The sequence below is a fragment of the Nonomuraea sp. NPDC050783 genome (assembly GCF_040802095.1).
Classification (GTDB): domain Bacteria; phylum Actinomycetota; class Actinomycetes; order Streptosporangiales; family Streptosporangiaceae; genus Nonomuraea.
The window spans coordinates 39,074-51,499 of the sequence record NZ_JBFAHK010000016.1; the positions used below are offsets into that span (position 1 = coordinate 39,074).

General features: G+C 70.2%; 15 protein-coding genes. 8 read left to right on the forward strand and 7 right to left on the reverse strand.

The annotated features are described in order from the left end of the window. Positions 1-12: 12 nt before the first annotated feature. Genes AB0H75_RS34085 through AB0H75_RS34100 form a run of 4 tightly spaced genes read right to left on the reverse strand, consistent with a single transcriptional unit; the run spans position 13 to position 4,121 of the window. Positions 13-1,245: a S8 family serine peptidase gene (locus tag AB0H75_RS34085; protein ID WP_367803611.1), complete on the reverse strand. Its 1,233-nt coding sequence runs from the start codon at positions 1,243-1,245 to the stop codon at positions 13-15. Beyond that, complete coding sequence (locus tag AB0H75_RS34090) at positions 1,233-1,949, reverse strand: hypothetical protein (protein WP_367803613.1); 717 nt, start codon at positions 1,947-1,949, stop codon at positions 1,233-1,235. Before AB0H75_RS34090 ends, AB0H75_RS34085 begins: the two co-directional genes overlap by 13 nt. A gap of 46 nt (positions 1,950-1,995) precedes the next feature. Next, complete coding sequence (gene moeZ / locus AB0H75_RS34095; RefSeq protein ID WP_367803615.1) at positions 1,996-3,177, reverse strand: adenylyltransferase/sulfurtransferase MoeZ; 1,182 nt, start codon at positions 3,175-3,177, stop codon at positions 1,996-1,998. 44 nt (positions 3,178-3,221) lie between these two features. After that, positions 3,222-4,121: an alpha/beta hydrolase gene (locus tag AB0H75_RS34100; protein WP_367803617.1), complete on the reverse strand. Its 900-nt coding sequence runs from the start codon at positions 4,119-4,121 to the stop codon at positions 3,222-3,224. A 153-nt stretch (positions 4,122-4,274) separates the two neighbouring features. Between AB0H75_RS34100 and AB0H75_RS34105 the strand changes: the two genes are divergently transcribed. From AB0H75_RS34105 to AB0H75_RS34115, 3 genes are all read left to right on the forward strand, one after another. Next, entirely contained in the window at positions 4,275-4,643 is a 369-nt protein-coding gene (locus AB0H75_RS34105; RefSeq protein ID WP_367803619.1) for a hypothetical protein, read from the forward strand. Between the two features lie 555 nt (positions 4,644-5,198). Continuing rightward, positions 5,199-5,537: a hypothetical protein gene (locus tag AB0H75_RS34110; RefSeq protein ID WP_367803621.1), complete on the forward strand. Its 339-nt coding sequence runs from the start codon at positions 5,199-5,201 to the stop codon at positions 5,535-5,537. Positions 5,538-5,948: 411 nt separating this feature from the next. Beyond that, positions 5,949-6,287: a hypothetical protein gene (locus AB0H75_RS34115; protein WP_367803624.1), complete on the forward strand. Its 339-nt coding sequence runs from the start codon at positions 5,949-5,951 to the stop codon at positions 6,285-6,287. Positions 6,288-6,559: 272 nt separating this feature from the next. Here AB0H75_RS34115 and AB0H75_RS34120 read toward each other — a convergent pair whose 3' ends face one another. Beyond that, positions 6,560-6,829 (reverse strand): hypothetical protein, encoded by a 270-nt coding sequence (locus AB0H75_RS34120; RefSeq protein ID WP_367803626.1) that lies wholly within the window; start codon positions 6,827-6,829, stop codon positions 6,560-6,562. Positions 6,830-7,114: 285 nt separating this feature from the next. Beyond that, entirely contained in the window at positions 7,115-8,014 is a 900-nt protein-coding gene (locus tag AB0H75_RS34125) for a Ku protein (protein ID WP_367803628.1), read from the reverse strand. Positions 8,015-8,096: 82 nt separating this feature from the next. On the opposite strand from AB0H75_RS34125, the gene ligD (AB0H75_RS34130) reads away from it, so the two are divergent. From ligD (AB0H75_RS34130) to AB0H75_RS34150, 5 genes are all read left to right on the forward strand, one after another. Further along, positions 8,097-8,981 carry a non-homologous end-joining DNA ligase gene (gene ligD / locus AB0H75_RS34130; RefSeq protein WP_367803630.1) on the forward strand — a complete coding sequence of 295 codons (885 nt, stop codon included), beginning with the start codon at positions 8,097-8,099 and terminating at the stop codon, positions 8,979-8,981. A gap of 28 nt (positions 8,982-9,009) precedes the next feature. Continuing rightward, positions 9,010-9,888 carry a non-homologous end-joining DNA ligase gene (ligD, locus tag AB0H75_RS34135; protein ID WP_367803632.1) on the forward strand — a complete coding sequence of 293 codons (879 nt, stop codon included), beginning with the start codon at positions 9,010-9,012 and terminating at the stop codon, positions 9,886-9,888. Positions 9,889-9,932: 44 nt separating this feature from the next. After that, the gene (locus AB0H75_RS34140) at positions 9,933-10,139 is read left to right on the forward strand and encodes a hypothetical protein (RefSeq protein WP_367803634.1); all 207 of its coding nucleotides are present in this window, start codon (positions 9,933-9,935) and stop codon (positions 10,137-10,139) included. Between the two features lie 145 nt (positions 10,140-10,284). Next, on the forward strand, positions 10,285-10,905 hold the full coding sequence (locus tag AB0H75_RS34145; protein WP_367803636.1) for a TetR/AcrR family transcriptional regulator: 621 nt from the start codon (positions 10,285-10,287) through the stop codon (positions 10,903-10,905). An 88-nt stretch (positions 10,906-10,993) separates the two neighbouring features. Continuing rightward, positions 10,994-11,224, forward strand: coding sequence for a DUF3107 domain-containing protein (locus AB0H75_RS34150; protein ID WP_367803638.1), 231 nt, complete (start codon positions 10,994-10,996; stop codon positions 11,222-11,224). 360 nt (positions 11,225-11,584) lie between these two features. Here AB0H75_RS34150 and AB0H75_RS34155 read toward each other — a convergent pair whose 3' ends face one another. Further along, positions 11,585-12,226 carry a ferritin-like fold-containing protein gene (locus tag AB0H75_RS34155; protein ID WP_367803640.1) on the reverse strand — a complete coding sequence of 214 codons (642 nt, stop codon included), beginning with the start codon at positions 12,224-12,226 and terminating at the stop codon, positions 11,585-11,587. Between the last annotated feature and the right edge of the window lie 200 nt (positions 12,227-12,426).

Consider the following 12,426-nt stretch of genomic DNA (forward strand, 5'->3'; position numbering starts at 1 on the left):
TTCGCTTCGTGTCTATTTCGTCCCCGTAAGTGGGGAGATCATGCGTGTTGGGGGCCGGGGTGCCCGGCGTACCCGTCTGACCAGGAGCAATATGGCGCTCAGGGACACGATCGCACCCGCGCCCGCCGCCGCCGCGACGGCCGCGTACGCGGCGACGCGGCGCTCGTCCCGCACCACCACCCTGATGGGCCCGGCCCGGCCGCCGGACAGGGGGCGGGCCGGGTCCTGGACCGCGGCGCCGGTGGCGACCTCGGTGTGCCCGGCCAGGCGGGCGGCCGCGGACAGGGCCCGGGCGGCGTTGACGACGCCGAAGCCGGTGGAGGTGTCGTAGCCACCGGGCGGGCGGTCGCGGGCGCTCGCGGTGAGGGCCTGCGCGACCAGCGGCGGCGACATGCCCGGATGTCTCGACCTGATGAGGGCGGCGATGCCGGACACCAGCGCGGCCGCCTGCGAGGTGCCCTTGCCCACCCAGTACGCGCCGCCGGGGCCGGCGCCCATGATGTCCACGCCGGGCGCGGCCACCTGCACCGAGGAGTTCCAGTTCGAGAACGCCGCCCGGCGCAGCCGCCGGTCGGTGGCCCCCACCGCGACCACGCCGGGGAAGGCCGCCGGGTAGGAGTAGGGGGCGTAGTCGCCGCGGCTCTTCCGGTCGCCGTCGTTGCCGGCCGCGGCCACGAGCACGACGCCCTTGGAGATCGCGTAGCGCACGGCCGCGCGCTCCGCCGGGGTCGCCAGCTCCTTGGAGATCGACATGTTGATCACGTCCGCCCCCTCGTCGACCGCGTACCTGATGCCGCGGGCCACCACGTCCTCGAAGCGCTCGGCGGTGTTGAACTCCCGGAAGCCCGGCTCCTCCTCCTCCAGGATCACCCTTACCGACAGTACGTCCGCCTCGGGCGCGACACCGATGATCCCCCGTTTCCCGTCCGGCCCGTGGCCGTGCCCGGCGATCAGCGAGGCCATGTACGTGCCGTGCAGCCTGCGCGGGGGCACGCCGGGCGGGTTGGCGCCCGCGGTGAAGTCGCGGCCCACCCGCACCGAGCCGGTCAGGTCGCGGTGGGCGGGGTCCACGCCGGAGTCGAGCACGGCCACGGTGACCCCGGCGCCCTTGCTGGTCCGCCACGCCCGCGGCAGCTCCAGCGTCGTGATGACCTGCCGCTGCCCGCCGCGCACGTCGTCGGCGCCCGCGGGCGGCGCCGCCAGCAGCACCATGCCGGCGGCGACGACCGCTCTCAGCACCGCCATCGCTCACCCCCGCAGTCGGGCACGGCGGGCGTGCTCAGCGCGAGGAGGACCTGCTCGGCCAGCTCGGCGGCGAAGGCGAACACGGCCGGGCGGGGCTCGGCGACCGCGCTCCCCGGCCGCCCGTCCACCTCGCCGGCCGTGGTCAGCACCAGGTACGGCCCCGCCTGGCGGACCGATCCCGCCTGGCGGACGGCAGGCGTGAAGCGCTCGGCGACGGTGCCGGGGAAGGCCAGCGGGCGCAGCCCCGGCACGGGCTTGCCGCCCTCGGGGAAGGCCGCCCTGGCGCGGACGGCGCGCGGCTCGTCGGGCAGGGCCGCCACGCCGACGGTGACGAGCACGCCCCGCAGGGCGTCGATGTAGGTGGCGCGCAGCAGCGCGCGGCAGCCGGCCCGGCGCAGGGCCTCGGCCGCCCCGGGGTCCACGTGCTCGCAGGAGGTGTCGGGCGAGATGCCGACGCGGCCGGCGCGCTCCCTGCCGCCCTGCTCGGCGGCGTACGGCAGCGTGGCCGGGAAGATCCACCCGGCGGGCCAGGAACGCCAGCGCTCGGCGACCTCCCGCGCGGCGGCGGCGCGCAGCTCGGCGGCCGTGGGGCCGCGCGTCAGCTCGGTGGCCGCCGCGCTGCCCGCGATCCCGGCGGCCACCGCGCAGACCAGGGTCAGCGCGGAGGCCGCCACGAGGACGGGCCAGGGTCGGGACGCGTTCACGCCATCGACCTTAACCAGGCGTCACGGGAACACCCCGCAGAAATGCCTAATAGCTGGGCAGGCTGGGGTCGATCGTCTTGACCCAGCTCAGCACGCCGCCGCCGACGTGCACGGCGTCGGAGAAGCCGGCGTTCTTGACGATCGCCAGTGCCTCGGCCGAGCGCGCGCCCGACTTGCAGTGCAGCACGATGCGCTTGTCCTGCGGCAGCTTCTCCAGGGCCGAGCCGTTGAGGAACTCGCCCTTGGGGATCAGCGTGGCGCCGGGGATGGAGACGATCTCGTACTCGTTGGGCTCGCGGACGTCCACGAGGAAGATGTTGTCCCCGCGGTCCTGCATGTCCTTGAGCTCCTGGGCGGTGATGGTGGAGCCGCTGGCGGCCTCGGCGGCCTCGTCGGAGATCGCGCCGCAGAACGCCTCGTAGTCGTCGAGGAGCTGCGTGACCGACGGGTTCTTGCCGCACAGGACGCACTCGGGGTCCTTGCGGACCTTGACGTCGCGGTACTTCATCTCCAGGGCGTCGTAGATCATCAGCCGGCCGACCAGCGGCTCGCCGATGCCGGTCAGCAGCTTGATGGCCTCGTTGACCTGGATGGAGCCGATCGACGCGCACAGCACGCCGAGCACGCCGCCCTCGGCGCACGACGGCACCATGCCGGGAGGCGGGGGCTCGGGGTAGAGGCAGCGGTAGCACGGCCCGTGCTCGGCCCAGAAGACGCTCGCCTGGCCGTCGAAGCGGTAGATCGAGCCCCAGACGTACGGCTTGCCGAGCAGCACCGCGGCGTCGTTCACCATGTAGCGCGTGGCGAAGTTGTCGGTGCCGTCGACGATGAGGTCGTAGCCGGAGAAGATCTCCATCACGTTCTCGGTGGTCAGCGCCGTGTTGTGGATCACGACGTTGACGAGGGGGTTGATCTCGCGGACCGAGGCGGCGGCGCTCTCGGCCTTGGGCCGGCCCACGTCGGACTGGCCGTGGATGACCTGGCGCTGCAGGTTGGACTCATCGACCACGTCGAAGTCGATGATGCCGAGGGTGCCGACGCCCGCCGCCGCGAGGTACAGCAGCGCGGGCGAGCCCAGGCCCCCGGCGCCGACACACAGCACCTTGGCGTTCTTCAGCCGCTTCTGCCCGGCCATGCCCACATCGGGAATGATCAGGTGGCGCGAGTAGCGGCGCACTTCGTCGACGGTCAGCTCGTCGGCCGGCTCGACCAGCGGTGGCAACGACACTTCATACGCTCCCGTTTTCAGGGGGTCTCATCTCACTGTGAAACCTAGCCGGGCAGTGGGGCATTCCCCAATCGAGTCTCACCGATCAGACGGCGTGCTTCGGCCGCCACGACCTGCGGCATCTCCATCATCGCGACATGGCCCGCCGTCGGCAGCAGCACGATCCTGACGTTGCGGAACGTGTGCCACGCCTTGCGCGCCATGGCCGGGCGGACCAGCCGGTCGTGCCGGCCGTGCAGGATCAGCGTGGGCGCCCGGACCTCGGCGGCCTGGCGCCAGAGGTTGTCCTGGCCGCGGCGGAAGTACTCGGCCACGATGCCGCGGGCCGAGCCGATCATGGCCGGGCCGGCGTGCGGGAGGTCGTCGCGGCGGCGCAGCTCGTCGATGGCGTCGCGCAGGCGCAGCGGGTGGACCGCGTTCATGTCGGCCCAGACCATGGCCATGGAGGCGGTGATGCGCTGCTCGGCGGGGAGCAGTTGCAGCTTGCTCGCCACCCACTCCCCCAGCACGGGGATCGCGGCGGCGGCCACCCGGACGGGGCCGTAGCGCGGGAACAGGTCGGGCAGGGCCGGCGAGATCAGCGTGAGCGTGCGCACCAGGTCGGGGCGGCTCGCGGCGACCCGTACGGCGACCGCGCCGCCCAGCGAGTTGCCGAACAGGTGGGCCGGGCCGGTCTCCTCCAGCAGGCCGATGACGGCTCTGGCGTGCGCCGCCACCGTGTAGTCGCCGTCGGCGGGGGCCGGCGAGTAGCCCGCGCCCGGCAGGTCCAGGGCGTGGCCCCGGACGGTGTCCTTGAGCTCGTCCATCAGGTCGGTCCAGTTCGTGGCCGAGCCGGCCAGGCCGTGCACGAAGACCGCCTGCCCGGCCGGCCCCTCGGGGGTGGACCGGACGTGCACCGAGCCGATCATGCGTCCCGGCCAGTGCGGGGTCGGCTCCGCAACCATGCGTCCTCCTCGTCCCTTCTCGAACGCCGCGGTGCGTTCCCTCAACGATAACCATCCCGCCTAGAAGGGGCCTGGAATGGGTCAGAACGGTTTTTACCCGGCCTTCCAGGACACAGCGTGCGTATGTCTCAAGCAGTGACAGGGGGCTACCTCATGGTTACCAGGCGCATCCTCGCGGTCGTGGTGGCCGCACTCCTCGCGGGAAGCACGCTCGCCGCCACCGGCCCGGCCGAGCCGGCGAGCGCGGTCGCCGCCCCGATCGCCGCCCCGGTCGCCGCCGCCCCGGTCGCCGCAGTGGCCGCGGCCGGGCGGGCGCGCTGCAAGTACCGGGTCAGGCACGTCAGGACCAGGCTGAACGTCCGGGCCGCGCCAGGAGGGCGGATCAGGGACAAGCTGTACCCGGGGGACGTCACGTGGGGAAGCTGCCGGAAGTTCGGCCAGTGGCGCAGGGTCCGCGGGGTGGACGCCGACCGTCGGGGGTTCGCCTTCGCGCGCTACCTGAGGAAGGTCGGCCGGCGCTAGCGGCCCGAGTCATCCGGACTTGTCCAAGAGATCGGTAAAAAGCCGATGAACGTCGTTTATGCGGCTCGCGAGCGGAAACATGACAGCCAGTGCCACAGACAGTGACAGGACCGCTACCTATGGTCACAGGGCGGACTGAGCTTATTGTCGGGCGCGCGCATTCACGTCTTCGCGGTTAATGGAGAAGACGATGCCGCCATAAAGGAATGGGACCATTTCCGCACCGGCGCCCGCCGGTGCGGAATTCTGTTCATCCCCATTGGCGGCAGGGGCACAATTCCACGGCCGGTCGGCCCGCGGAACCCGCGTTCTCTCGCACCACCCGCCTCGCAGCGCAGGTGCAAATCGGACATTTCATGTCATTTCGTGGGATAAATGTTTAATCCAAGCAATAGGATTGTTAATACACAGCAAAATAGGGCGATTCCTGTTTGCCCGCCCGCACCCCCGGAAATGACTTTCACCGGATGACTCGTCTGCAGCCGTCCAAAGACATTTTTCAGGTACCCGGAAACGTCTAGAACGGGGCACTCGATCCTTTAGGGGGAAAACGCAATGCCCAAGCTCAAGAGCCTTATGGCGGGTCTCGCCATCAGCACGGCGATGACCGGCGCCGCGGTCACCATGGGGACCACGGCCGCCAGCGCCACCCCGGTCACCTCCCGCCCTTCCGTCTCCACCGGCGACAACTGGGACGGCGACTGGGGTAACGGCTGGGGCGGTCACCACCGCCGCCACCACAGCTGCCGCCGTGGCCACCACGGCTGGGGCGGCGGCTGGGGCTGGGGCGGCTGGGGCCGCCGCCACCGCCACCACCGCGGGGAGATCTGCATCGTCATCCGCAACCACAACCGCAACATCAACGGTGACAGCGCCAACGGCAGCGACGACTAACGACATCGCTGTGAACTGATGGCGCAAGGGGCGAGGCTCGTCATTCACATCCGGCCGGGAAAGCCGCTCATGGCGGCGGACGGCGGTGGCGGGATCACGGGTTCTCGGGGGCGGTCCGCGCGTGAACGCGCGGACCGGTCCTGAGGGAAATCCCTCTCTCTTCGTCTCTACGGCAATTCACCCGAGGGCCCCGCCGGCCGACAGCCGGCGGGGCCCTCGTCGTTTTCCTGGACCACTTCGTCACGATCGGGCAAAAGCGGACAATTCCGGTTTGTAGCGGTTAGAGCCGGTTATATGAAGAGTGCGGATGACCGGGTTCATCCCGGTCATCTCCCGCCTTATTCCGAAGCTTTCCGAAAAGGCCGAAAGGATACGGCGGAACGGGGCAATCGATCCTTAGGGGGGAACGCAATGCCCAAGCTCAGAAGTATCTTCGCGGGTCTCGCCATCGGCACGGCGATGACCGGGGGCGTCGTCGCCGCGGGCGCGGCCACCACGACGGCCAGTGCCAGTGCCGCCACCCAGGCCGGCGCCCAGACCTCCGTCCTGACCGGATGGGGCTGCCACGCCCGCCGTCGTTGCGGCGGCTGGGGCTGGGGCGGCGGCTGGGGCTGGCACCGGCACCGTCACGGCTGGGGCGGCTGGCACCGCCACGGCTGGGGCGGCTGGCGGCACGGCCACGGCCACGGCGACGGGGTCCGGATCGTCATCGTCAACAGGAACGTCAACGTCAACGGCGAGAGCAAGTGACCGCGACGCGGCGATGACCGGGACGCGGCCAGGGGCTGAACCACCCCGCAGGAGTTCCGCCAGACGATGAACTCCGGGCCGCACCCGCGGGTGCCCGTGCTCACGAGGTGAGCACGGGCACTTCCGCGTGCGCGGCGTCCCCGCGTGCGCAAAAGGAGAGGGCTCCCTGGCCGGTTGCCAGCGGAGCCCTCGGAAGGATCGCCGTGGAGACGGGAAGTAAGGGGCCCGCCGTCAACGGGCGTTCATCCTTCTGCCGTCAGCACGCGACCGGATCAGTCCGTGGTCTCGACGTCGTCCTTGTCGTAGCCGTAGTTACGGTTGTAGTTGTAGTTGTGGACCTTGACCTTGACCCGCAGCCTGTGGTGACGGCCCCAGCCCCCGCAGCGGTACCGGTGGCAGCCCCAGCCGGCCACGACGGAGGTCCCCACACCGGCCTGGGTGCCGGCGCCGGCGCTGGCGGCCGTGGCCCCCATGGTGACCGCGGCGCCGGTCATCGCCGTGCTGATGGCGAGACCCGCCATGAGGCTCTTGAGCTTGGGCATAGCGTTTTCCCCCTAAAGGATCGATTGCCCCGTACGCCATTCTTCCTAGCTTTCCGGAGGAATGACTTGGATGGCCGTCGATGAGCCATCCGGTAAATGTCATTTCCGACACCGGGGCATACAAACAGCAATCACCCCATTTTGCTTCGCTCTAGGAGGAGAATTACTTGCATTACAGGCTTATGATTTGAAATCACATGAACTATCCCGATATGCCCCATTTCGGCAGCCTTGCGGCACCAGGATGCCCCGGGCAGGGGTGGGAGCCGGGAGGGGCCGGGCGGGTCAGGCGGACTTGCGCGGGCCGCGCTTGGTGGCCGGCTTGCGTTCCTTCCGCTCCTTGGCGGTGCCCGCTTTGGTGTCCTTCGTCCCCGTGGAGGCGGTCTTCCTCGACGTGGCCGAGGCGCTCTCGCGCTCGCGCTTGGCCGCCTCGACGCTGGCCCGCAGCGCCGCCATCAGGTCCACGGCCGGGCCAGCCTCCTCCTTCTCGGGCGCGGCGACGACCTCCTTGCCCTCGACCTTCGCCTCGATGACCTGCTGGAGCGCCTCGCGGTAGGCGTCGTGGTACTCGCTCGGGTCGAAGTCCGCCACCATCGTGTTGATCAGGGACTCGGCCATCTTGAGCTCCTGGGGGCGCACCTCGATGTCCTCGTCCAGGAACTCGAAGTCGGGCGTGCGGATCTCGTCCGGCCAGAGCATGGTCTCCAGGACGAAGACGCCCTCGCGCACGCGTAGCGTGGCCAGCGACTCGCGCTGGCGCAGCGCCACCTTCACCACGGCCACCTGGCCCGAGCTCTCCAGGGCGTCGCGCAGCAGCACGTACGGCTTCGCCCCCTCCTCGTCGGGCTCCAGGTAGTACGCCTTGGAGAAGTAGATGGGGTCGATCTGGTCGGCCGGGCTGAACTGCAGGACGTCGATCCGGTGGGACGTGCTCAGCGGCAGGTCCTCGAAGTCCTCGTCGGTGAGGACGACCATCTCGCCGGAGTCCAGCTCGTAGCCCTTGGCGACGTCGGTGTAGGGGATCTCCTCGCCGTCCGTCTGGCACACGCGCTTGTAGCGGATGCGCCCGCCGTCCTCGCGGTGCACCTGGTGGAACGAGACGTCCTTCTGCTCCGTGGCGGAGTAGAGCTTGATGGGGACCGTGACCAGGCCGAAGGAGATCGCACCCTTCCAGATGCTGCGCATGCACCACTCCTCAAGCTCTCAACCGTTCGCCGATGGGCACATACCCGGCATGGGGCAACCAATGCCATACCCGATCGAACCCATGCTTGCCGTACCTGGGGCACTCCCTTCCGATCGCGAGAGTTACGGCCTGGAGGTCAAGTGGGATGGCATCCGGGCCGTCGTCCACCTCGGTGACGGCGGGCCGCGGGTGACGGGCCGGCACGGAGTGGACTACACGCGGCGCTATCCGGAGATCTCCGGATTCGGGGTCAAGAACGCGGTCCTCGACGGCGAGATCGTGGCGCTCGACGCGCGCGGGCGGCCGAGCTTCGTGCGGTTGCAGCACCGGATGCACCTGAGCGATCCCGACCCGCTCGCGCTGAGGCTGTACCCCGTCGCGTACATGCCGTTCGACCTGCTCCACCTGGACGGGATCCCGCTGCTCGACCTGCCGTACCGGGACCGGCGGGCGCTGCTCGACGAGCTGGACGTGGGGGCGCCGCCGTACTTCCCCGGTGACTCCGACCTGCTGGCGGCCACGTCCGAGCAGGGGCTGGAAGGCGTGATCGCCAAGCGGCTGGACTCCCCCTACCGGCCGGGCACGCGGGCGCCGTGGTGGATCAAGGTCAAGAACGTCGCCACCACGGAGGTCGTCATCGGCGGCTGGAAGCCGGGCAAGGGCCGCAGGGAGGGCGGGATCGGGTCGCTGGTGATGGGGATGTTCACCGAGGCGGGGCTGACGTACGTGGGCCACGTCGGCACCGGCTTCACCGACGTCCTGCTCGACGACCTCTACCGGATGTTGCGGCCGATGGAGATCCCGCGCAGCCCGTTCGCCAACCAGGTGCCGTGGCGAAATCGGTGGGTTAGGCCGGATCTGGTCGGGGAGGTGGCCTACACGATGTGGACGGACGACCGGCGGCTGCGCCATCCGGTGTGGCGCGGCCTGCGGGCGGACAAGCTCCCTTCGGAGGTGACCCTGTGAGCGTGGCGGAGGGAAGGGAGGTGCCGCCGTGGCCAAGAAGGTCGCCGTCAAGGTGGACGAGCGCGAGCTGCTAGTGAGCAACCTGGACAAGGAGCTCTATCCGGACTACGGCTTCACCAAGGCCGAGGTCATCGACTACTACAGCCGGATCGCCCCCGTCCTGCTGCCGCACCTGACGGGCCGTCCGCTCACCGTCAAGCGTTATCCCCACGGCGTGGACGGCCATTTCTTCTTCGAGAAGAGCGTCTCCAGGCGCGCCCCCGAGTGGATCAGGCGGATCAACCTGCCCGTCCCCGGCAGCACCAAGAACCGCGAGAGCATCGACTTCGCCGTCGTGGACAACCTGCCCACCCTCGTCTACTACGCCAACCTCGCCGCGCTGGAGCTGCACGTCCCCCAGTGGCGCGTGGACGACGACGGCCGGGTGCTGCCGCCGGACCTGATCGTGTTCGACCTGGACCCCGGGCCGCCGGCCACGATCGTCGAGTGCTGCGAGATCGCGCTGGCCCTGCGCGAGGTGCTGAGGTCCGAGGGGCTCGACTCCTGGGCGAAGACCAGCGGCAGCAAGGGCATGCAGCTCTACGCGCACTGGGACGGCCGCGAGGAGCCCTCCGAGTACGCCAGGAGGCTGGCCAGGCTCCTGGAGAAACACCACCCGAAGCGGGTCGTCAGCGTCATGACCAAGACCGCCAGACCTGGGAAGATCTTCATCGACTGGGACCAGAACAGCCCGGCGAAGACCACCGTGGCCCCGTACTCGCTGCGGGCCCGGGCGCGGCCGACGGTGTCGACACCGCTCACCTGGAAAGAGGTGGAGTCCTGTGAGCGCCCGCAGGACCTGGTGTTCACCGCGCCCGACGTGCTCTCCAGAGTGGAGAAGCGCGGCGACCTTTTCGGCCGGGCGTAGTCTGGATCCGTCCACACCTAGAGGGGGACCAAAAGATGTCGGAAATGGACATTCGCGGGGACGAGGACTCCTACGAGGACGACACCACCGAGCTGTCGATCGAGGCGCCCGAGGCCGACGCGGCCGAGCAGCAGCGCGACGTCCACCACGGCACCACCGTGCCGCGGCGCGAGCTGCCGCTGGACGTCAACCCCGCCGACGCGGCCGAGCAGGACCGCATCGTGGACCTCGACGACGACGAATACCGGTGACGAGCGCCGGCGAGGGCCGGCGCCCGCGCCGGAGGCACCGCGGGCGCGGCCCTTTCCCGCGTGCTGCCTGCTCGCAGGCAGGACGACTCGCCTACTCGCCCGTAGGATGTCCGAACGACCCGCTGAGAGACCAATGGAGATCCGCGTGACCGCAACCCCGGACGCCAAGCCCCGGGGCACCCGGCTGCCCCGACTCGCCCGCCGCCGGCAGCTTCTGAGCGCCGCGCAGGAAGTCTTCGTGGAGAACGGCTACCACGCGGCCGCCATGGACGAGATCGCCGACCGGGCAGGGGTCAGCAAGCCCGTGCTCTATCAGCACTTCCCGGGCAAGCTGGAGCTCTATCTGGCGCTGCTCGACCTGCACGTCGACGACATGGTCAACCGTTGCCGCGAGGCGCTGGCCTCCACCAACGAGAACAAACTACGCGTGCAGGCCACCTTCCAGGCGTTCTTCGACTTCGTCTCCACCCAGGGCGAGGCCTTCCGCCTCGTCTTCGAGTCCGACCTGCGCAACGTCGCCCCGGTGCGGCAGCGCGTCGAGCGGTCCCTGCGCGAGTGCGCCGAGATGGTCAGCGCCCTCATCCAGGAGGACACCGGCTGCACCAGCGACGAGGCCCACCTGCTGGGCGTCGGGCTGGTCGGCATGGCCGAGGTGAGCGCCCGCTACTGGGTGACCACGCACGGCTCGATCCCCAAGGACGCAGCCGAGCAACTCATGGCGCGGCTCGCGTGGCGCGGCATCAGCGGTTTTCCGCGTACGGCATAACCCGTTCGCTCGGCGCGATCATTCACGTTTCCGGTGGTCCCCAGCGGCCACGATGGAGATGAGCCAGCCCGTCGACTAGGGAGCCACGATGGAAGTCAAGATCGGCGTACGGTCCGTACACCGCGAACTCGTTGTCGAGACCGACCTCTCCGCCGAGCAGGTCGAGGAGGAGATCAGGAAGGCACTGTCCGTCGATCGTGGCGTCTTCGCGATCACCGACGTGAAGGGGCGGCGCGTGGTGGTGCCGATGGCCTCGCTCGGGTTCGTCGAGATCGGCGAGGACGAGGCGAGGCCGGTGGGCTTCGGCGGCACCCTCTAGGGCGTCCAGGGCCTCAGGGCCTCGCTCCGGGGTGCCGGGCGGGGGTACGGCTCGCCGCCGTACCCCTCCCGGGTCCGCCCCGGGCCTGGCCGGGTCCGTCCCGGGCCTGGCCGGCCTGCCTGCTGGGCGGGTCAGAGGTGGCGGGTGGTGAAGTGGCAGCCCGGCGGCGGGCGGTGACGGGAGGGTGCCTGGTGCCCGGGCTGGGTGGTGGCCGGGCAGCGGAGGCTTTCCCGCCGTAGTACGGCACGTGAGGTCCAGCGATTCGGCCCACATCTGGTCAAGGAACCGCGGTAGCGGCGCGAGGCCCTCATGCTGGCACGGTACAACCGTTGGCCGCCCCCGCGCCGCCCAACCGCGCACTCAGATGCCCAGGGCGGCCATCCGCTTGTTGTGCTCCTCCGTCAACGTGGCGAACAGGCGGGAGAGGCCGGCCTGCCCGCCCCCCGCCTCGACCAGCGACAGCGCCAGCTCCGGCCGCGCCGTCGCCACCTGCTGGGCCTGGCTCAGCGCCTCGCCCACGAGCCGCCGCGCCCACAGCGCCAGCCGCGCCGCGGCCGTCGGGTCCGCCTCGATCCCGGCCCGCACCCGCTCGACCGCGAACCGCGAGCGGACCTCGTCCACCAGCACCTCGTCCACCAGCTTGGCCACCGACGGGTCGAGGTGCCGGGCCGCCTCGCGGTAGAAGTCGTTCGCGATGCCGTCGCCCACGTACGTCTTGACCAGCGCCTGCAGCCAGTCGGCCGGGCGGGTCTGGGCGTGCCAGGCGTCCAGCGCCGCCACGAACGGGGCCATCGCCGCGTCCGGGTCGGCGCCCAGCTCGGTGAGGCGGTCGCGCAGCAGGCGGAAGTGGGCGTACTCGGTGACGGCCAGCTCGCTCAGGGCCGCGCGGTCGGCCAGCGAGGGCGCCAGCGTGGCCGCGTCCTCGGTCATCCTGGCGAAGGCGCTGAGTTCCGCGTACGCCAGCACACCGAGCAGGTCGACGACTCCTGGAGACTGCTTCATGGAGGCAGCGTACTTCGGAGAAACTTCGGGAACATACGTAAGCTCGGCCAACGTTGTGGTATCGAGTACACTGCTCTGTGAAAGTGCGACCGCAGTGTGTATCTTCGGGGGTTTCCTCCTCCGGATGCCTCCACTCCCAGGAGGCCGCGGTCGCTGATGACGCGAGAGGGCTGGCTCTACCGCGAGGACCCACGACACGG